Annotated in this window: 18 protein-coding genes; 10 read left to right on the plus strand and 8 right to left on the minus strand. The window is 59.8% G+C overall.

What is annotated here, in order from left to right:
* Nucleotides 1–68: 68 nt before the first annotated feature.
* Entirely contained in the window at nucleotides 69–950 is an 882-nt protein-coding gene (locus KGB07_RS05775; RefSeq protein WP_046042156.1) for a LysR substrate-binding domain-containing protein, read from the plus strand.
* Between the two features lie 130 nt (nucleotides 951–1,080).
* Here KGB07_RS05775 and KGB07_RS05780 read toward each other — a convergent pair whose 3' ends face one another.
* Together KGB07_RS05780 and KGB07_RS05785 are read right to left on the minus strand one after the other, a co-directional pair.
* Nucleotides 1,081–1,695, minus strand: a complete 615-nt coding sequence (locus KGB07_RS05780) for an NAD(P)-dependent oxidoreductase (RefSeq protein WP_046042155.1) — start codon at nucleotides 1,693–1,695, stop codon at nucleotides 1,081–1,083.
* Between the two features lie 219 nt (nucleotides 1,696–1,914).
* The gene (locus KGB07_RS05785; RefSeq protein WP_046042154.1) at nucleotides 1,915–2,793 is read right to left on the minus strand and encodes an MBL fold metallo-hydrolase; all 879 of its coding nucleotides are present in this window, start codon (nucleotides 2,791–2,793) and stop codon (nucleotides 1,915–1,917) included.
* A 114-nt stretch (nucleotides 2,794–2,907) separates the two neighbouring features.
* Between KGB07_RS05785 and KGB07_RS05790 the strand changes: the two genes are divergently transcribed.
* Together KGB07_RS05790 and KGB07_RS05795 are read left to right on the plus strand one after the other, a co-directional pair.
* Nucleotides 2,908–3,813: a LysR family transcriptional regulator gene (locus KGB07_RS05790; protein WP_221174493.1), complete on the plus strand. Its 906-nt coding sequence runs from the start codon at nucleotides 2,908–2,910 to the stop codon at nucleotides 3,811–3,813.
* A gap of 131 nt (nucleotides 3,814–3,944) precedes the next feature.
* Nucleotides 3,945–4,121, plus strand: coding sequence for a hypothetical protein (locus KGB07_RS05795; protein ID WP_162837843.1), 177 nt, complete (start codon nucleotides 3,945–3,947; stop codon nucleotides 4,119–4,121).
* 9 nt (nucleotides 4,122–4,130) lie between these two features.
* Here KGB07_RS05795 and KGB07_RS05800 read toward each other — a convergent pair whose 3' ends face one another.
* Nucleotides 4,131–5,027 carry a helix-turn-helix domain-containing protein gene (locus KGB07_RS05800; RefSeq protein WP_223464888.1) on the minus strand — a complete coding sequence of 299 codons (897 nt, stop codon included), beginning with the start codon at nucleotides 5,025–5,027 and terminating at the stop codon, nucleotides 4,131–4,133.
* 181 nt (nucleotides 5,028–5,208) lie between these two features.
* Between KGB07_RS05800 and pobA the strand changes: the two genes are divergently transcribed.
* Nucleotides 5,209–6,402, plus strand: coding sequence for a 4-hydroxybenzoate 3-monooxygenase (pobA, locus tag KGB07_RS05805; RefSeq protein WP_223464890.1), 1,194 nt, complete (start codon nucleotides 5,209–5,211; stop codon nucleotides 6,400–6,402).
* Between the two features lie 78 nt (nucleotides 6,403–6,480).
* Complete coding sequence (locus tag KGB07_RS05810) at nucleotides 6,481–7,998, plus strand: MDR family MFS transporter (protein ID WP_046042149.1); 1,518 nt, start codon at nucleotides 6,481–6,483, stop codon at nucleotides 7,996–7,998.
* Nucleotides 7,999–8,146: 148 nt separating this feature from the next.
* On the opposite strand, the gene KGB07_RS05815 is transcribed toward KGB07_RS05810, so the two are convergent.
* The 4 genes from KGB07_RS05815 to KGB07_RS05830 all read right to left on the minus strand — a co-directional run bounded on the left by KGB07_RS05815 (nucleotide 8,147) and on the right by KGB07_RS05830 (nucleotide 12,232).
* Entirely contained in the window at nucleotides 8,147–8,995 is an 849-nt protein-coding gene (locus KGB07_RS05815) for a cache domain-containing protein (RefSeq protein WP_046042148.1), read from the minus strand.
* Between the two features lie 259 nt (nucleotides 8,996–9,254).
* Entirely contained in the window at nucleotides 9,255–10,127 is an 873-nt protein-coding gene (locus tag KGB07_RS05820; protein ID WP_223464892.1) for an ATPase, read from the minus strand.
* A 116-nt stretch (nucleotides 10,128–10,243) separates the two neighbouring features.
* Nucleotides 10,244–11,236, minus strand: a complete 993-nt coding sequence (locus tag KGB07_RS05825; RefSeq protein ID WP_046042146.1) for an NAD-dependent epimerase/dehydratase family protein — start codon at nucleotides 11,234–11,236, stop codon at nucleotides 10,244–10,246.
* A 96-nt stretch (nucleotides 11,237–11,332) separates the two neighbouring features.
* Complete coding sequence (locus KGB07_RS05830) at nucleotides 11,333–12,232, minus strand: LysR family transcriptional regulator ArgP (protein WP_046042145.1); 900 nt, start codon at nucleotides 12,230–12,232, stop codon at nucleotides 11,333–11,335.
* 96 nt (nucleotides 12,233–12,328) lie between these two features.
* Between KGB07_RS05830 and KGB07_RS05835 the strand changes: the two genes are divergently transcribed.
* The 3 genes from KGB07_RS05835 (at nucleotide 12,329) to KGB07_RS05845 (ending at nucleotide 14,100) form a co-directional block, all read left to right on the plus strand.
* Nucleotides 12,329–12,730: an ACT domain-containing protein gene (locus KGB07_RS05835; protein WP_046042144.1), complete on the plus strand. Its 402-nt coding sequence runs from the start codon at nucleotides 12,329–12,331 to the stop codon at nucleotides 12,728–12,730.
* Between the two features lie 6 nt (nucleotides 12,731–12,736).
* Nucleotides 12,737–13,339 (plus strand): LysE/ArgO family amino acid transporter, encoded by a 603-nt coding sequence (locus KGB07_RS05840; protein WP_046042143.1) that lies wholly within the window; start codon nucleotides 12,737–12,739, stop codon nucleotides 13,337–13,339.
* 164 nt (nucleotides 13,340–13,503) lie between these two features.
* Complete coding sequence (locus tag KGB07_RS05845; RefSeq protein WP_008022038.1) at nucleotides 13,504–14,100, plus strand: superoxide dismutase; 597 nt, start codon at nucleotides 13,504–13,506, stop codon at nucleotides 14,098–14,100.
* Between the two features lie 30 nt (nucleotides 14,101–14,130).
* Here KGB07_RS05845 and KGB07_RS05850 read toward each other — a convergent pair whose 3' ends face one another.
* Entirely contained in the window at nucleotides 14,131–14,364 is a 234-nt protein-coding gene (locus KGB07_RS05850) for a DUF6124 family protein (protein ID WP_046042142.1), read from the minus strand.
* A 1,125-nt stretch (nucleotides 14,365–15,489) separates the two neighbouring features.
* Here KGB07_RS05850 and KGB07_RS05855 point away from each other — a divergent pair.
* Entirely contained in the window at nucleotides 15,490–17,541 is a 2,052-nt protein-coding gene (locus KGB07_RS05855) for a putative bifunctional diguanylate cyclase/phosphodiesterase (protein ID WP_046042141.1), read from the plus strand.
* A gap of 185 nt (nucleotides 17,542–17,726) precedes the next feature.
* Nucleotides 17,727–19,076 (plus strand): imelysin family protein, encoded by a 1,350-nt coding sequence (locus KGB07_RS05860; RefSeq protein ID WP_223464893.1) that lies wholly within the window; start codon nucleotides 17,727–17,729, stop codon nucleotides 19,074–19,076.
* Nucleotides 19,077–19,200: the final 124 nt, after the last annotated feature.

The following is a 19,200-nucleotide window of genomic DNA, read 5'->3' on the forward strand; positions in this document are numbered from 1 at the left end:
GACAGGTAGCCGCAACAATGGATAAAAAGTCATACTAGCCATGTCCTCACGTCATACCTTGGATCCCAATGAAACGACTGCCTCCCCTGCCGGCGCTGCACACTTTTCTGATTACCGCGCAGTGCTGCAATTTCACCCGGGCCGCCGAACAGCTGCACATCACCCAGGGCGCGGTGAGTCGACAGATCGCCGGGCTGGAAGATCATCTGGGTTATGAACTGTTCATCCGCCTGGCCCGAGGCCTGGACCTGACAGCCGAGGGACGGGAATGGCTGCCACGGGTGCAGCAGATTTTCGGCCTGATCGACGAGGCCGTTGAACAGATCGGCGAGAAGCGCGAAACCCTGCAACTCAAGGCACCGACCTGCGTCATGCGCTGGTTGCTGCCGCGTCTGTTGCAATGGCAACGGGAACGCCCGGACGTACCGGTGGAGCTGACCACCACGGTCAAGCACGGCGTGGATTTTCATCGCGAGCAATTCGATGCGGCGGTGATGTACGGCGCACCGCCGGACGATTCATTGATGTCGCAAAAACTCTTCGACGAACAACTCACGCCGGTGTGTTCCAGACCGATACTCGAAGGCCCTATGCCCCTGCAGGCCCCAGCCGATCTGCAACAGCACCTGCTGCTGCACCCGACCCGCGACGAACGGGACTGGAAAGCCTGGTTGAAAGCCGCGGATGTGCATTTGACCAATGTCGGCAAGGGCCAGCATTTCGAAACACTGGACCTGGCGATGTCGATGGCGTCCCAGGGAACGGGGGTGGCGATTGGCGACTGGTCGCTGATCGGCGATGACCTGAACGCCGGGCGGCTGGTCATGCCATTCGAATTGAAAGTGACGACCGGACTTGCGTATTACCTGGTGTTCCCCGAAAAACCAGGACCTTCGCCGAAGTTGAGGGAATTGATGGGCTGGTTGGTGGAGCAGGCGCAGTCGCGGTAAAACCGTACAACTCTGATGCTCCACCCTGTAGGAGTGAGCCTGCTCGCGATGACGGATTCACATTCAAAATCAATGTTGACTGCTCCACTGCTATCGCGAGCAGGCTCACTCCTACAAATGACCAGTGAACTCAATATCCGACGGTAAACCGCTGCCGCGAATGCTTCGGCGCTTCCACTTCGTCGAGCATTGCAATCGCGTAGTCGGCAAAAGTAATCCAGCTGCGCCCTTCGCTGCTTACCAGCAAATCATCCTGACCGAGGCGGAATTTCCCCGTGCGCTCGCCCTCGACAAATTCGGCCGATGGCGACAGGAAGGTCCAGTCCAGATCCCGCTCTTCACGCAAGCTTGCGAGGAATTCTGCACCGGCGCTGGCCTCTGCCTTGTAAGCCTCAGGGAAACCTTCGCTATCGATCACTCGAGTATCATCGGGCAATAGCAGCGAACCCGCCCCGCCCACCACCAGCAGACGTTTGACCCCGGCTTTTTTCACCGGGCCTACGACTGCGCTGGCAGGCAGCGTGGCGAAATGCGCCGCGCTGATAACCACGTCATGGCCCGCAATTGCAGCTTGCAACGCAGCGGCATCAAGGGCATCGACGGCCTTGCTGACCACACCTTCACGCGGATCTATTTTCGATGTATCGCGGGCAATGGCGGTAACGCTGTGACCGCGACGCAGGGCTTCTTCCAGCAGTTGGCTACCGGCACGACCGGTGGCACCGATGATTGCGATTTTGCTCATGACGTTCTCCAGTGGGTTGACTTGTAACTTGTGCGATCGATGTAACCTTTGTGGCGAGGGGGCTTGCCCCCGTTCGGCTGCGTAGCAGTCGTAAAACCTACTGCATGCGGTGTAGCTGAAGAATGCAGGGGAGCGCTTCGCACTCCAACGGGGGCAAGCCCCCTCGCCACAGGTAATCACTTTCATCTCAAAAGTTGCTTCGGCTTCATGTACTTCCGGTTACCACTTCATCTCGCCCTTGGCGACCTTGGCGCTCAGTTCCAGGGAGCTTTCATCACCCAGGGTCGGAAAGCGTTTCTTCATCGCCGCGATCAGCGCGGCAGAATCCTTGGCCTTGGCGGTTTCCTCGTCGAAGGCCTTGATGTAAGCGGCGGTGAACTGCACGGCGGCCAGGGAGCGATCGCTCTCGCCGAGGTAATGACCCGGCACCACCATCTGCGGTTTCAGGGTTTCAATGGAATGCAGCGTAGCCAACCAATCGGCATGGGACTGTTGCGTTTGCGTGTCAGCCATCCACACGTGAATGTTTTGCGCCACCACGACACCACCGACTACCGCCTTGATCGACGGAATCCACACAAAGCTGCGATCCGGCTGCGGGCCCTCAAGACCAACTACCTGCAACTTCTGCCCTTCAAGGATCAGGCTGTCGCCCTTGAGCACACCCGGCACAATGGTTTTGGCCGGCACGTCGGTGCCCATTTTCGGGCCCCAGAACGCCAGTTTGCCGTCGACGGTTCGTTTGATGTGGTCGACGGTCGGCTGTGAGGCGAGGACTTTGGCCTTGGGGAACGCAGCCGTCAGGGTGTCGAGGCCGAAGTAGTAATCCGGATCGCCATGGCTGATGTAGATGGTGGTCAGTTGCTTGCCGCTGGCGCGGATTTTTTCCACCACCTGTTCGGCCTGGGATTTGCCGAATTGCGCATCCACCAGGATCGCTTCTTTCTCGCCGCTGACCAGTACCGAGGTCACTGGGAAGATGGCTTTTTCGCCGGGATTGTAGACATCCAGCGTCAGGGTCGAGGCGGCTGCATGGGCGGAGAAACCGAGGGCGGCGACCGCCAGCACAATGCGCTTTAAAGTGGTGAAACCGATCATCTGTTGCTCCGTTGTCCAAATGCCTTGCTTGGCGATGGAACAGAGCTTAGTTGCCTGAGTCAGTACAAAAAATGCGATGCTTGAACATAGTTTGTTTCTGAAAGCGGGCAAATCATGGATCGTCTACAAGCAATGCGCGTGTTCGTCACGGTGGTCGACCTCGGCAGCCAGTCGGCCGCCGCCGATCATCTGGAGCTGTCGCGGCCGGTGGTATCGCGGTATCTGGCGGAACTGGAAGACTGGGTCGGCGCGCGCCTGATGCATCGCACCACGCGCAAGTTGAGCCTGACCGCCGCCGGCACCGAGATCCTGCCCCGCTGTCGGCAGATGCTCGACTTGTCCACCGACATGCAGGCCGCCGTCAGCGAACCGGATGACGCACCGCGCGGCCTGCTGCGGATAAGCGTCAGCACCTCCTTCGGCCAGGCGCAACTGGCCGATGCCATGGCTGCGTATGTCCGACGCTACCCCGGCGTCAGCATCGACATGCAGATGCTCGACCGCACCGTGAACCTGGTGGATGAGCGCATCGACCTGGCGATCCGCACCAGCAACGACCTGGACCCGAACCTGATTGCCCGCCGCCTGACGGTTTGCCGCTCGGTGATCTGCGCGTCCCCCGCTTACTTGCGCGAGCATCCGGCGCCGCAACGGGTCGAGGACCTGAGCCAGCACAATTGCCTGACCCACTCCTACTTCGGCAAAAGCCTGTGGCATTTCGAGCAGGACGGCGAGCAGGTTTCAGTACCGGTGCAGGGCAACATCAGCGCCAACGAGGCCAGCACGCTGCTGCGTGCAACGATCGCCGGCGCCGGGGTGGCGATGCTGCCCACGTACCAGGCCGGCGTGTACATCCACAGCGGCGAATTGATTCGCCTGCTGCCGACGGCCGAACCCCGGCAAATGAACGTGTATGCGGTATATGCCTCGCGCAAACACATGCCGGCGGCGTTGCGCAGCTTGCTGGATTTTCTGGTGGTGAGGTTTCCCGAAGAACCGGAGTGGGATATCGGGTTGTGAATGGAAACCCTGTGGGAGGTATCAGGGTTCTGAATGTCGCGGTACATCCATAACGTGCTTTGCTGGTAACTCACCCGCGCTGACCTATGCTCAAAGTAATACCGAAAGGTATTCGTTCAGAGGTCAACGCCATGAACATCAAAACAAGAAGATACCTCGCGATTTTCATCACCTGTGCGGTCACGCTCGGGCTATACGGAGCTGCGGCCTGGCGCGTCGAGCAACTGCGCAACCTGCCCCGTGAATACGCGAGCTGCAACTTCGAGCGCTGTATCCCCCACAACGCCACCCTCAACGCCCTCCGCTAACGAAGGGGGTCAGGCTTCGTTGTCCTGATCGGCCTTCAAGCGGTCGCGAAACACCTTGGGCGAAATCCCCACACGACGCCGGAACAGGCGCGTGAAGTTGGTCGGATCGGAAAACCCCAACACGTCGGACATTTCATAAATGGTCATGCTGGTGTAGGTCAGCAAACGCTTGGCCTCCAGCAATTGCCGTTCGTGCATGATCTGCAACGCCGGTTGCCCCGCCAGCTCACGGCAGGTGCCGTTGAGGTGGGACACGGAAATCCCCAGTCGGTGCGCCAGGTCCTCGACCTTGACGTGCTGGCGATAGGTCTCTTCCACCAGCTGAATAAACCCGTTGAGGTATTCCCGGGCCCGCTGCGGTCGCGCCATGGCGGTGCGGCGCTGGATCACCTGGCGACTGACCCACACCACGATCACACTGACCAGCGAATGCATGAGCATTTCCCGCGCCGGTTGATGGCTGGTGTATTCGTTCTGCAAGGCGCTGAACAGGCTGTTGAGGTACTCGGCGTCCTTGCCTGCCGGGTAGCTTTCGGACTGGGCCAGGGCATTGACCGATTGCCCCAACTGCATCTGCAGGTGGGCGATCAGCGGCGCGGCCAGGGTCACGACAAACCCTTCCACGTCCTCGGAAAAGCGAAAGCCGTGCACCGACAGCGGTGGCAGGATCTGGATGGCCGGTTCCAACAGTTGCGTACGCTTGCCTTCGATTTCAAGCTCGGCCTGACCTTTGAACACGAAGAGCAACTGGCACAAATCAGCGTGGCGGTGAGGTTTGATTTCCCAATGATGTTCGCGACTGCGTTTGGAAATGGTTTCACAGTGCAGCAAGTCAGGGGTCGGCCAATCCAGGCTTTCACCGTAGAGCTTGAACACCGGAATCGAAGGCAGGTCAGGCTTGTTCATCACTTCAATCCAGGCCTCGGAGTAGATGACGGGCGATAATCGCACCGATTGGCAGAATGTACAGCTATCGGCTCAGTTTTCACCTTCAATTGACAGACTCGCAAGGGAAAAATGCAAGCACTCGATCCATAAAAATAATTCACCGGCCCTGGTCGCGTGAAGCTTGCGAGTCATAAGAACAATGAAAACGCTGAAAACCCAAGTCGCCATCATTGGTGCAGGCCCTTCTGGCTTGTTGCTCGGCCAATTGCTGCACAACGCCGGCATCGACACCCTTATTCTCGAACGTCAGGCCCCGGACTATGTGCTCGGCCGAATCCGCGCCGGCGTGCTTGAACAAGGCATGGTAGAGCTGTTGCGTCAGGCCGGTGTGAGTCAGCGCATGGACGCCGAGGGACTGGTCCATGGCGGCTTCGAACTGGCCCTCGACGGACGCCAGGTACACATCGATCTGCACGCCCTGACGGGTGGCAAGACCGTGATGATCTACGGCCAGACCGAAGTCACCCGCGACCTGATGGCCGCTCGTCGGGAGGCCGGCGCGCAGACGATTTATCAAGCCGACAACGTCGTTCCCCATGGCATGAAAACCGACGAAGCGTTTGTCACTTTTGAGAAAGACGGCGAACTGTATCGTCTCGATTGTGACTACATCGCCGGTTGCGACGGCTTCCATGGAGTGGCACGGCAATCGATTCCAGCCGACAGCCTGAAAGTCTTCGAACGGATCTATCCGTTCGGCTGGCTCGGGATCCTGGCCGACACCCCGCCGGCCCACGAAGAGCTGGTCTACGCCCGCCACGAGCGCGGTTTTGCCCTGTGCAGCATGCGCTCGCCGACGCGCACCCGTTATTACCTGCAAGTGCCCACCAGCGATCATGTGGATAACTGGTCGGATCAACGCTTCTGGGACGAACTCAAGTCGCGCCTGCCACAACAGTTGGCAGACAAACTGGTGACCGGCCCGTCCATCGAAAAAAGCATCGCGCCGCTACGCAGCTTCGTCGTCGAACCCATGCAGTACGGGCGCATGTTCCTGGTCGGTGACGCCGCGCACATTGTCCCGCCCACCGGCGCCAAGGGCCTGAATTTGGCGGCCAGTGACGTCAGCACGCTGTTCAACATCCTGCTCAAGGTTTACCGCGACGATCGCCTTGATCTGCTGGAGAAATACTCGGAAATCTGCCTGCGCCGGGTGTGGAAGGCCGAGCGGTTTTCCTGGTGGATGACCTCGATGCTGCACCGTTTCGATGACCACGATGCCTTTAGCCAGCGCATTGCCGAGTCGGAGCTGGAGTATTTTGTCGGCTCCGAAGCGGGTCGAAAAACCATTGCAGAAAACTACGTCGGTCTTCCTTATGAGGCTATCGAATAGCCTCCTACCGACTTACACTGGCGAGCATTCCCGCTCGCCTTGCCTCGTGCGGGTCAATCACCGCCCGCAGGTTTTCCCGTGACCAATCTCCACCAGCCTGAAACGCCCAAACCCGCCATCCGCAGCGTGCTGATCGCCCTGATGCTGGCGATCTTTCTCGGCGCGCTGGACCAGACCATCGTCGCTGTTTCGATGCCAGCCATTTCCGCGCAATTCAAGGACGTCAGCCTGCTCGCCTGGGTGATTTCCGGCTACATGGTGGCCATGACCGTGGCGGTGCCGATCTACGGAAAACTGGGCGATCTGTACGGGCGGCGCAAGCTGATGCTGTTCGGCATGGGCCTGTTCACCCTGGCGTCGGTGTTCTGCGGCATGGCCCAGAGCATGGAGCAACTGGTGTTGGCGCGGATCCTCCAGGGCATCGGGGCCGGCGGGATGATTTCGGTGAGCCAGGCGATCATCGGGGACATCGTGCCGCCACGGGAGCGCGGTCGTTACCAGGGCTATTTCAGCAGTATGTATGCCGTGGCCAGCGTCGCCGGCCCGGTGCTTGGCGGCTACATGACCGAATACCTGTCCTGGCGCTGGGTGTTCCTGATCAACCTGCCGCTGGGCCTGGGTGCCTGGCTGGTGGCCCATCGCACGCTAGTGGGCCTGCCGATTCCGCAACGCAAACCGATCATCGATTACCTGGGCACCATGCTGATGATCATCGGGCTCACGGCATTGTTGCTGGGCATCACCCAGGTCGGTCAGGGCCATTCGTGGCGCAGCGCCGAAGTACTGGCGCTGCTGGCTAGTGCGGTGCTGGTGCTGGGGCTGTTCGTCGCCCACGAGCGGCGGGCACGGGAGCCGTTGTTGCCCATGCATCTGTTCGCCAACCGCAACGCGATCCTGTGCTGGTGCACGATTTTCTTCACCAGTTTCCAGGCCATCTCGCTGATCGTATTGATGCCGCTGCGCTTTCAGAGCGTCACCGGCGCCGGTGCCGACAGCGCCGCCCTGCATCTGCTGCCCCTGGCCATGGGCTTGCCGATCGGCGCGTATTTCGCCGGCCGCCGCACCTCGGTGACCGGGCGCTACAAACCGATGATCCTTAGCGGTGCGGCGCTGATGCCTGCCTCGATTATCGGCATGGCGTTCAGCCCGCCCCAGGCGTTCGTCGTGAGCAGTCTGTTCATGCTGCTCTGCGGGATTGCCTCCGGCATGCAGTTCCCCACGTCATTGGTCGGCACGCAGAACTCGGTGGACCAGCGGGATATCGGTGTCGCCACCAGCACCACCAATCTGTTCCGTTCGCTGGGTGGTGCCGTGGGTGTGGCGTTGATGTCGGCGCTGCTGTTGGCGTTGTTGCAGGACTCGAGTTTTGCGCACCTGGCCGACTCGTCGCTGATTGCCGAAGGCAGTTCGGGGAATGTGTTGCTGGACGGTTTGAATGCCGCGCCGGGTGATGCGCAGAACGCCTTGCGTGCCGAATTGTTGCTGACGTTCCGGCATTTGCTGACGGTCAGCGCGGCTGTTTCATTGCTGGGGCTGGCGGCGGCGATTGCCATGCCGAACATGTTGTTGCGTGGGCGTGAGGACAAGGTTCGATAGATAGACCGAGGCGCCTGCATCGCGGGCAAGCCCGCTCCCACAAGTATTGATGTCGTTCACAAAATCTGTGGTCAACACTCAAACCTGTGGGAGCGGCGGTGCGGCGATCCGACTTGCCCGCGATGGCGTCCTCATTGAAACCATATAATCAAGGGCTGTAATACCCGACCGCCACCAGAAAATGCCCGACCTTCTTCAGGTAGGCGTGCTTGTTCTCGACCTTGCCAGTCACCGGGTTTTTCCAGCGGTACTCGTATTCGCCATCATCCTGCTTGGCCATCAACGCCAGAATCGGCTCGCCCACCGGTTTGCCTTCCGGGTCCACGATCTTGCTGAAGTCGGTATTGATCAACCGCAGGTTGGTGCCGTGAGCCACGTAACGCTGGGTGTCCAGGTCGACGACAAATACGTACAGATCATCCTGCAGGTAGCCGCCCTTGAGGGCGTTGATCGCCGTCAGGGTGCCCTTTTCGTCCTTGGCCAGATCGGTGGCCGCTTTGTTCAGCAAGGCCATGGCCTGTTCGGCGGAGGCCCGTGGAAGGTAATAACCGACCGCCAGAATCCGCTGGCCGATGCGCTGGTAGTAGACGTGCTTGCGCTCAACCTTGCCGTCATTCCAGTTCTGCCAGCGATATTCAGCCTGCTGAATGCCATTGCCTTCCGGCACTTTCAGGGCGTCCTTGAAGGTTTTCTGCAAATCCGGCCCAAGCACTTCCGAAACGTCCCGGCCAATCAGCGCCGACGACGGCCCACCACTGGCGAGCATCACGCCCTTGGTGTCGAGCACGAAGACATAACGGTCCTTGTCGACAAACTCACCCTGGCGACTGAACGCCGCCAGGGCCTTGTCGCCATTCTGGTGGTAGTAAGCCAGGGCTTTTTCCAGCAGGGCAATGGCCGCTTTGCTGTCGTCCTTTTCCGTCCCGGCGGCTTGCGCCTGGCCCAGGCACAACAAAAACATGCCGCACAGCAAGGTGAACCTATGCAGAAACCCCATTGCGCATCCCTCGTTCCTGATGGTGTTTCAAGAGCGTAGACGGGATGGGGATATGTACGAATATTCGCCAGAACGTGGTCATAGATTTTTGTGGCGAGGGGGCTTGCCCCCGTTGGGTGGCGAAGCCACCCGGAATCCATTCACCGCGATTCAACAGATTAAATGCGCTACCGGATTTACGACTGCTACGCAGCCGAACGGGGGCAAGCCCCCTCGCCACAGCAAGCTCCCTCGCCACAAATGCTTCTGGAGCAGACAATTACTGTCGGGCGCGCAGTTGCTGTTGAAGGTTCTGGATCTGCGCCTGAAGGGTATTGATGTTGCGGGTGACCTGGCTGCGGAAGGCATCGAACTCGGCCGTGTTGGTCGAGCCCTGTGTGACCGCCGGACGGTTGTCCTGCACGCTCTTGAGCACGATCATGTCTTGTTCAAGACGCTCGATGGCAGCGCTCGGATTGCCTTGCTTCTTCAGTGCGGCAACATCGGCGCCCAGGTTTTTCAACTGTGCATCGAATTTTTCCGAGTCCGACGGGGCACTTTTCAGGGCGGCCAGTTCAGCACTCAAGGCTTTGACCTGGGCCTGCAACTGCGTATTGGCCGTCTGATGTTCGGTGTCCTGGGCAGTCAATTGCACCAGGCGCTTGTCCAGTTCGGTGGTTTGCGCGGTCATTTGTGCCAGTCGCTTGTCCAGGTCCGAGGCCTGGCCGGCAACACCTTGCTGCTGGGCGTTCTGGTCCTGGAGCTTGCTTTCCAGCTGGCGGATTTGCAGCTTCAAGGCCTCGCTGTCGGTGTTGACACTGGTCTGGCTGGCAACAACCTTGCCGGAAATATCCTGCAGGCGCCCTGCCGCTTCCTCACTGATTCGCGCGAAGCTTTCCTGGGTCGCCACCAGTTGCTGTTCCATCAGGGAGATCTGCTGAAAACTCCACCAGGCCAGGCCCGCGAACGCAAAGAACAACGCCCCGACCAACGCCCACAAGGCACCGGTACTCGCCGCCTTGACCTTCACCACCGGCGCCGTGCGCGAATGCACGACCGTGCGGGCGGTGGGCGCAAAGTCGTCATCGAGAACGTCTGCACGCAGGCTCGGTACATCATCGAAGTCGTCGTTGGCATCGTTTCGCATGGACATTGAATCAACCTTAGTGAATCACATAGTGGCTTAATGCCGCGCAGTATAAACCCCACAGCCGCAACCATTGACCCCCAAGCCCGAATCCGGTTCAGTCAGGGATCGTTGTTCGAGCGTCAGCGAACAGCCTGGGCCTTCCACCAGCCACAGAATTCATCGAGCGCCGTCCAGAGACTGACCTTGGGATCGTAATCCAGATAATGCCGGGCGCGGCTGATGTCCAGGGTGAAATTTTTGTTCATGACCTGCATGCCCAGACGCGACAGCGTCGGCTCGGGGCGCCCCGGCCACAACTTGCACACGCCCTCGTTGAGCGCCGCCATGCTGTAGGCCAGGCCGTAGGAACGGTAGCGGGTGACCTGTGGGACTTCCATGTTGCGCATGACGTAATTAACCACGTCCCACAGGGGAATCGGCGTGCCGTTGCTGATGTTGTAGGCCTTGCCCAACGCGGAACCGCTGGCCAGCAAACTGCTGAGCAACGCCTCGTTAAGATTTTGCACGCTGGTGAAATCAACTTTGTTCAGACCGTTGCCGATGATTGCCAGGCGTCCCTTGCGCTGCATGTTCAGCAGACGCGGGAAGATGCTCATGTCTCCGGCCCCAGTGACGAAACGCGGGCGCAGGGCCAAGGTTTCGAGACCGAACTCCTGGGCACCGAAGACTTTTTGTTCGGCCAGGTACTTGGTGGCGGCGTAAGGGTGCTTAAAGTGTTTGGGCACCTGTTCTTCAGTCAGGCCCAGATGATCGCGACCATCGAAGTAGATCGACGGCGACGACAAATGCACCAGCCGCCGAACCCGTTGCTTCAGGCAGGCTTCGACCACGTTCTCGGTGACCTGGACGTTGCCCTGCTGGAAGTCCTGATAGCGGCCCCACAAACCGACGGCACCGGCGCAATGCACCACGGCCTCGACGTCCGAGCACAGCTCGCGCGCCAGTTCCGGGTCGCTCAAGTCACCCTGGATGAACTCGGCTCCCCGGCGTACCAGATGCTCCACGCTCTCGGCCCGGCGACCGTTGACCCGCACGTCCAGGCCCTGCTCCAGGGCAAAACGCGCAAAGCGCCCGCCGATGAAGCCGCTTGCGCCGGTAACCAGAATCTTCATGAATTGCTCCAACAAATGCAGCCACGAGCTTCAAGCTGCAAGCTGCAAGTTAAAAACGGTCCGCAAGCGCTTCACTTGCAGCTTGCAGCTTGACGCTTAAGGCTGCTTCCAAGGCACCAGCCATTGCTTCGATGCGCTGACTAATTGATCGGTGAGCAGCCCCAGCAACTGGCCGCCATTACGCCAATGATGCCAGTACAGAGGCACATCGATCGGCTTATCTGGCAGCAGCTCCTGCAATACCCCCCTTTCCAGTTGCTCGCGCACCTGCAGTTCCGGAACCAGACCCCAGCCCAGCCCGGCCTCCGTCAGACGAATGAAACCTTCGGAGGACGGGCACAAATGGTGTTCGAATCCACCCTCGACGCCGAGGGACGCGAGGTAGCGATGCTGCAGGAAATCGTCCGGGCCAAACACCAGCGCCGGGGTTCGGGCCAACTGATCGGCGCGTACGCCTTGCGGAAAATGCCGGGCAATGAACGCAGGGCTGGCCAGCGCACGGTAACGCATGGCCCCCAGCAACACGCTGCGCGCACCTGCCACCGGCCGCTCGCTGGCGCAAACGCAGGCCGCCACTTCACCGGCGCGCATGCGCTTGAGGCCGACGGTCTGGTCTTCGACCACCAGATCCATCAGCAGATGCTGTTCGGCGCAAAACTCGCCCACCGCCTGCGCCCACCAGGTGGCCAGGCTGTCGGCGTTCAGGGCGATCCGCAGGCGTTCCGGCAGGCCCTCTTCATCCAGCGCCGGCACCAGGCTTTGCAAATCCCGTTCAAGCAATCGCACCTGCTGCACGTGGTTGAGCAACCGTCGACCGATTTCCGTCGGCGTTGGCGGCGTGGCCCGCACCAGCACCGGCTGGCCAACCCGCGCTTCCAGCAACTTGATGCGCTGGGATATCGCCGATTGCGACAAGCCCAGCACTTGGGCCGCCCGTTCAAAACCAGCCTGTTCGACCACGGCGGCCAGGGCAGAAAGCAATTTATAGTCGAACATCAGTTTTCCTAATGAGCGATCAGCAAGATTGGTTTTTCTTATACAGCCTTCACAAGGACAATGACCATCAAGAACTCTTGAACAAGGATCATCCACATGGCTGGCGAAACTTCATTGGCAACGCTGCTGCGCAGCATGAGCCCGCAACTCAACGCCGGCGAATACGTGTTCTGCACCTTGCGCGACGGCAAGTTGCCCAAGGATCTGGAGATTGTCGGCAGCTTCCGCGAGCAGGAAGGCCTGACCGTGATTCTCGAGCGTTCCCACGCCGAAAAAGCCGGATTCAGCTTCGACTACATCGCCGCCTGGATCACCTTGAACGTACATTCGGCCCTCGAAGCGGTCGGCCTGACCGCTGCATTCGCCACGGCGCTTGGCCAGGCAGGAATCAGCTGCAACGTGATTGCCGGCTACTACCACGACCATTTGTTTGTCGGCCAGGCCGACGCCGACCGAGCCCTGCTAGTGCTGCGGGATCTGGCAGCCAACGCGGAGTAAAAAATCATGTGGCAAAGTTATGTGAACGGGCTGCTCGTGGCCTTCGGCCTGATCATGGCGATCGGCACCCAGAATGCGTTTGTCCTGGCGCAAAGCCTGCGGCGTGAACATCACCTGCCGGTGGCGGCGCTCTGCGTGGCCTGCGACGCCCTGTTGGTGGCCGCCGGGGTATTCGGCCTGGCGACGGTGCTGGCGCAGAATCCGACGCTGTTGGCCATCGCCCGTTGGGGCGGCGCAGCGTTCCTGTTGTGGTACGGCAGCCAGGCACTGCGCCGCGCCTTTTCGAAACAGAGCCTTGAGCAAGGCGAAGGCCAAACCGTACGCTCGCTGCGGGCGGTCATGCTCAGCGCGCTGGCGGTGACCTTGCTCAATCCGCATGTCTATCTGGACACCGTTTTGCTGATCGGCTCCCTGGGCGCACAACAAACCGAGCCCGGCGCTTATGTCGTCGGCGCGGCCAGTGCCTCGCTGCTGTGGTTCTTCACCCTGGCGCTCGGTGCGGCATGGCTGGCACCGTGGCTCGCCCGGCCCAGCACCTGGCGAATACTCGATCTGTTGGTGGCTATGATGATGTTTGCCGTAGCGCTGCAGTTGATCGCGACCAGCTGATTCGCGGAACCTCTATTCCACACAGTTGTTGCGTGGTTATGCCGCCCCCCCGGTGCTATGATCCGACTCCCTGCGCCGCAAAGAGTACAAACTCCCCGGCGCTTGTCTGGCCGCCCGTGATCGGCCTTGCGCTCACCGCAACTGACCTGATTAGGAGAATCATCATGGCTTTCGAATTGCCGCCACTGCCGTACGCACACGATGCCCTGCAGCCGCACATCTCCAAGGAAACACTGGAGTTCCACCACGACAAGCACCACAACACCTACGTCGTGAACCTGAACAACCTGGTGCCAGGCACCGAGTTCGAAGGCAAGACCCTGGAAGAAATCGTCAAGACTTCCTCGGGCGGTATCTTCAACAACGCCGCTCAGGTCTGGAACCACACTTTCTACTGGAACTGCCTGGCGCCAAACGCCGGCGGTCAACCAACCGGCGCTCTGGCTGAAGCCATCAACGCGGCTTTCGGTTCGTTCGACAAGTTCAAGGAAGAGTTCAGCAAGACTTCCATCGGCACCTTCGGTTCCGGTTGGGGCTGGCTGGTGAAGAAGGCTGACGGTTCCCTGGCCCTGGCCAGCACCATCGGCGCCGGCAACCCGCTGACCAACGGCGACACCCCGCTGCTGACCTGCGACGTCTGGGAACACGCTTACTACATCGACTACCGCAACCTGCGTCCAAAGTATGTCGAAGCGTTCTGGAACCTGGTCAACTGGAAGTTCGTGGCTGAGCAGTTCGAAGGCAAAACCTTCACCGCTTAAGCTCGACGCCAGTCAAAAGAACCCGGCTTTTTAGCCGGGTTTAATGAGATGGTCAGCCTGACCGAGAAGCCCTGCAGGTTTACGCTTGCAGGGCTTTTCTCGTTTTCGGGCGAAATCACTCGCCATGACGTTGGCCGAAGCCAATGACTCACAAGCGTGGGCCAGCAGGGATTCGGTATCCATATCCGGGACGATCATGAACATGGTGTTGGGGGTGTAGGGTTTGGTGGTGTTGTAGGGGGGATCGGGGATTAATTTGTCCATAAAACCATTCCTCTAGCGCTGGGGCCACCACTAGCCGTTTCTCACGCGGTGAAGAGGTGGCAGCTATGTGCGAGGTGAGAAACCGGTATGGACACCCGGACCAGACCTAAGTCTGCCCGCACACAGCCGCCATGACGCATTTACAGACAGCGGACTAGCTGGCGGCGATTATGCGTGCACAGGTTCTGGATGACCATAAGTAGCCGGGTTCTCACACCCGATCGCTGAGTTTTCAGCGACAGCCAAAGGCTATTCAGCCCGCTTCCGACGGGCAACCTGAAAACTGCGTGGGAAACTTCTGGCGCTTTCCTACACCGCTCTAACTCGCAAAAACGTAACGCGGAGCGTCTCTGGCAGCATTCCCACGCGGGAGCGTGGGAACGATCAGCTTAGAGGCGTGGGAGATTGGTCGGCTGTCAGGCCGCCATCGCGAGCAAGCTCGCTCCCACAGAAAAGCAAAGGCAGACCAGCGTACACCCACGCTTCTCACCACTCATCAGGCCGAGCGTTAGCTCGCCTGCAGCTCTTGATCTTGATCCACCCGCCCCCTCGGCAGGCTGAGCGGAGGTGTTCATCCGGGGATTGGCGCGCAGCGCCGTTCGACGCAGTCGAACTCATTGCATGTAGGTCGAAGCGAAGCCGACCGGAGGGCAATGCCCCCGGATGAATACCGCAGCGAAGGAACCCCGAGCCTTAGCGAGGGGCCGTACGTAAGGGGCGAGACCTTTTGGTTACTTTTGGGGCGTTTGCCAAAAGTGACCCGCTGTAAGAGCGGAACCATAAGCCGCCGTTACCGAAGAAATGGATATGTCCCTCTCCGTTGAAATTCCAAAACAACCTACCGAATCCAAGGCATTTTCCGACGATGAAACAAGCCTTGCGGCCCTTGCTCCCCCGCCGCGGACGACTAACATCAACAAAAGGAAAATATCTCCACCCCCGCCCCTCAAGTTGAAGGACTCGACAACCGACACAGTACTAATAGGCTAACTCGCCAGGACAACTGCAAATCGGCCAAGCAGCAGGCAAAATCCCCCGAGGATGATTGTCCCTTTGACTGCCATCACGGGATTGCCAATACTCATGGCAACTTGATGCTACCCGCACGGAACAAGGAATAACCCTTTGAAGCTGGAACTCAAGAACAGCTTGTCGGTGAAGTTGCTCCGGGTCGTACTCCTGTCGGCATTGATCGTCGGCGTGGTCTTGAGCTGCGCGCAGATTGTGTTCGATGCCTATAAAACACGCCAGGCCGTCGCCAGCGATGCCGAACGCATCCTCGACATGTTTCGCGACCCTTCGACCCAGGCCGTCTATAGCCTGGACCGGGAAATGGGCATGCAGGTGATCGAAGGCCTGTTTCAGGACGAAGCCGTACGCCAGGCCTCCATCGGCCATCCCAACGAAGCCATGCTCGCGCAAAAAACCCGCGAATTGCAGCACTCCAACAGTCGCTGGCTGACCGACCTGATTCTTGGCAAGGAACGCACCTTCACCACCCAGCTGGTCGGCCGCGGGCCCTACAGCGAGTATTACGGCGACCTGAGCATCACTCTCGATACCGCCAACTACGGCCAAGGATTCATTGTCAGCTCGGTGATCATCTTCATCTCGGGCGTCCTGCGCGCACTCGCCATGGGGCTGGTGTTGTATCTGGTCTACCACTGGCTGCTGACCAAGCCGCTGTCGCGGATCATCGAGCACCTCACGGAAATCAATCCGGATCGTCCCAGCGAGCACAAGATCCCGCTGCTCAAGGGGCACGAGAACAACGAACTGGGCATCTGGATCAACACCGCCAACCAGTTGCTCGAATCCATCGAACGCAATACCCATCTGCGCCACGAAGCGGAAAACAGCCTGGTGCGCATGTCCCAGTACGATTTCCTGACGGGGCTGCCGAACCGGCAGCAATTGCAGCAGCAACTGGACAAGATCCTAATCGACGCCGGCAAGTTACAGCGCCGGGTCGCGGTGCTGTGTGTCGGTCTCGATGACTTCAAGGGCATCAACGAGCAGTTCAGCTACCAGACCGGCGACCAGTTGCTACTGGCCCTGGCCGATCGCCTACGCGGTCATAGCGGTCGCCTCGGCGCCCTCGCCCGCCTCGGTGGCGACCAGTTCGCCCTGGTCCAGGCCGATATCGAGCAGCCCTACGAAGCCGCCGAGCTGGCGCAAAGCATTCTCGATGACCTGGAAGCGGCGTTTGCCCTCGACCATCAGGAGATACGCCTGCGCGCCACCATCGGCATCACCCTGTTCCCCGAGGATGGCAACAGCACCGAGAAATTGCTGCAGAAGGCCGAGCAGACCATGACGCTGGCCAAGACCCGTTCGCGCAACCGCTATCAGTTCTATATCGCCAGCGTCGACACCGAAATGCGTCGCCGCCGCGAGCTGGAAAAAGACCTGCGCGATGCGTTGATCCGCAATCAGTTCTACCTCGTCTACCAACCGCAGATCAGCTATCGCGACAACCGCGTGGTGGGCGTCGAAGCCCTGATTCGCTGGCAACACCCCGAGCACGGTCTGGTGCCGCCGGACCTGTTCATCCCGCTGGCCGAACAGAACGGTACCATCATTGCCATCGGCGAATGGGTGCTGGACCAGGCCTGCAAACAACTGCGCGAGTGGCACGACCAGGGCTTCTCCGACCTGCGCATGGCGGTGAACCTGTCTACGGTTCAATTGCACCACGCCGAACTGCCACGGGTGGTCAACAATCTGCTGCAGATGTACCGCCTGCCACCGCGCAGCCTGGAGCTGGAAGTCACCGAAACCGGCCTGATGGAAGACATCAGCACCGCGGCCCAGCACTTGCTCAGCCTGCGCCGCTCCGGCGCGCTGATCGCCATCGACGACTTCGGAACCGGCTATTCGTCCTTGAGCTATCTCAAGAGCCTGCCGCTGGACAAGATCAAGATCGACAAGAGCTTCGTACAGGACCTGCTCGATGACGACGACGATGCGACCATCGTTCGCGCCATCATCCAACTGGGCAAGAGCCTGGGCATGCAGGTGATTGCCGAAGGTGTGGAAACCGCCGAGCAAGAGGCCTACATCATTTCCGAAGGCTGCCACGAAGGTCAGGGCTATCACTACAGCAAGCCTTTGCCGGCACGGGAGCTGGGCGTTTACCTCAAGCAGGCCCAACGCAGTAATGCGGCCATCCTCTGAATCGTCAAGAACCGCACGGCGGCGTTCAGCCGCTCGAGCGATCCCTTGATTTGCAGCAAACCATTCGCTGAATAAGAAATATTTACAGGTACAACCCTTTACACATAATGCGAAAGATTTGCATTATGTCGCAGTTTTGCGTGTGCATTGCACGACTCCACCTCTATCGAAGCAGGATGTTCGCCATGATTCGTATGCCTCTGGCTACCGCCAGTCTGTTGGCCATCGCTATTTCCCTCGCCGGTTGCGGCGAAGGTAAAGACCAAGAAAAAGCTGCCGCGCCAGCTGCCAGCACTGCGGCTGCCCCGGCTGCTCCAGCCGCTGTGCCTGCCGCTGCCGGTAAAGTCGACGAAGCCGCTGCCAAAGCCGTTGTCGCCCATTACGCCGACATCGTGTTCGCCGTCTACAGCGATGCCGAATCCACCGCGAAGACCCTGCAAACCGCCGTCGACGCCTTCCTCGCCAAGCCGAACGCCGACACCCTGAAAGCCGCCAAGGCTGCCTGGGTTGCCGCTCGCGTACCTTACCTGCAGAGTGAAGTGTTCCGCTTCGGCAACACCATCGTTGACGACTGGGAAGGTCAGCTGAACTCCTGGCCGCTGGACGAAGGCCTGATCGACTATGTCGACAAATCCTACGAACACGCCCTGGGCAACCCGGGTGCCACTGCCAACATCATCGCCAACACCGAAGTCCAGATCGGCGAAGACAAGGTCGATGTCAAAGACATCACCCCGGAAAAACTCGCCAGCCTGAACGAGCTGGGCGGTTCCGAGGCCAACGTCGCCACCGGCTACCACGCCATCGAATTCCTGCTCTGGGGCCAGGACCTGAACGGTACCGGCCCAGGTGCTGGCAACCGTCCGGCTTCGGACTACCTGGAAGGCAAAGGCGCTACCGGCGGTCACAACGATCGTCGTCGTGCCTACCTGAAGTCCGTGACTCAGCTGCTGGTCAGCGACCTGGAAGAAATGGTCGGTAACTGGAAGCCGAACGTGGCCGACAACTACCGCGCCACCCTGGAAGCAGAACCGGCTGAAACCGGCCTGCGCAAAATGCTGTTCGGCATGGGTAGTCTGTCCCTGGGCGAACTGGCGGGCGAGCGCATGAAGGTTTCCCTGGAAGCCAACTCCCCGGAAGACGAACAGGATTGCTTCAGCGACAACACCCACAACTCGCACTTCTACGATGCCAAGGGCATTCGTAACGTGTACCTGGGCGAATACACTCGCGTCGACGGCACCAAAATGACCGGCGCCAGCCTGTCGTCCCTGGTGGCCAAAGCCGACCCGACTGCCGACACCGCGCTCAAAGACGACCTGGCCGCCACCGAAGCCAAGATCCAGCTCATGGTTGATCACGCCAACAAGGGTGAGCACTACGACCAGTTGATCGCTGCCGGCAACACCGCGGGCAATCAGATCGTCCGTGACGCCATCGCGTCCCTGGTCAAGCAGACCGGTTCGATCGAAGCCGCCGCTGGCAAACTGGGCATCAACGACCTGAACCCGGACAACGCTGATCACGAATTCTGATCAACGCTGGCTGAGTGAGTAAAAAGGCGACCTTCGGGTCGCCTTTTTTACATCGGTTTTTAGGGTGATGCTGGAGGCCTCATCGCGGGCAAGCCCGCTCCCACAGGTTCTCTGGCGTTCACTG

Source organism: Pseudomonas sp. GL-RE-26 (assembly GCF_019956275.1).
In the GTDB taxonomy this organism is placed as follows: domain Bacteria; phylum Pseudomonadota; class Gammaproteobacteria; order Pseudomonadales; family Pseudomonadaceae; genus Aquipseudomonas; species Aquipseudomonas grandcourensis.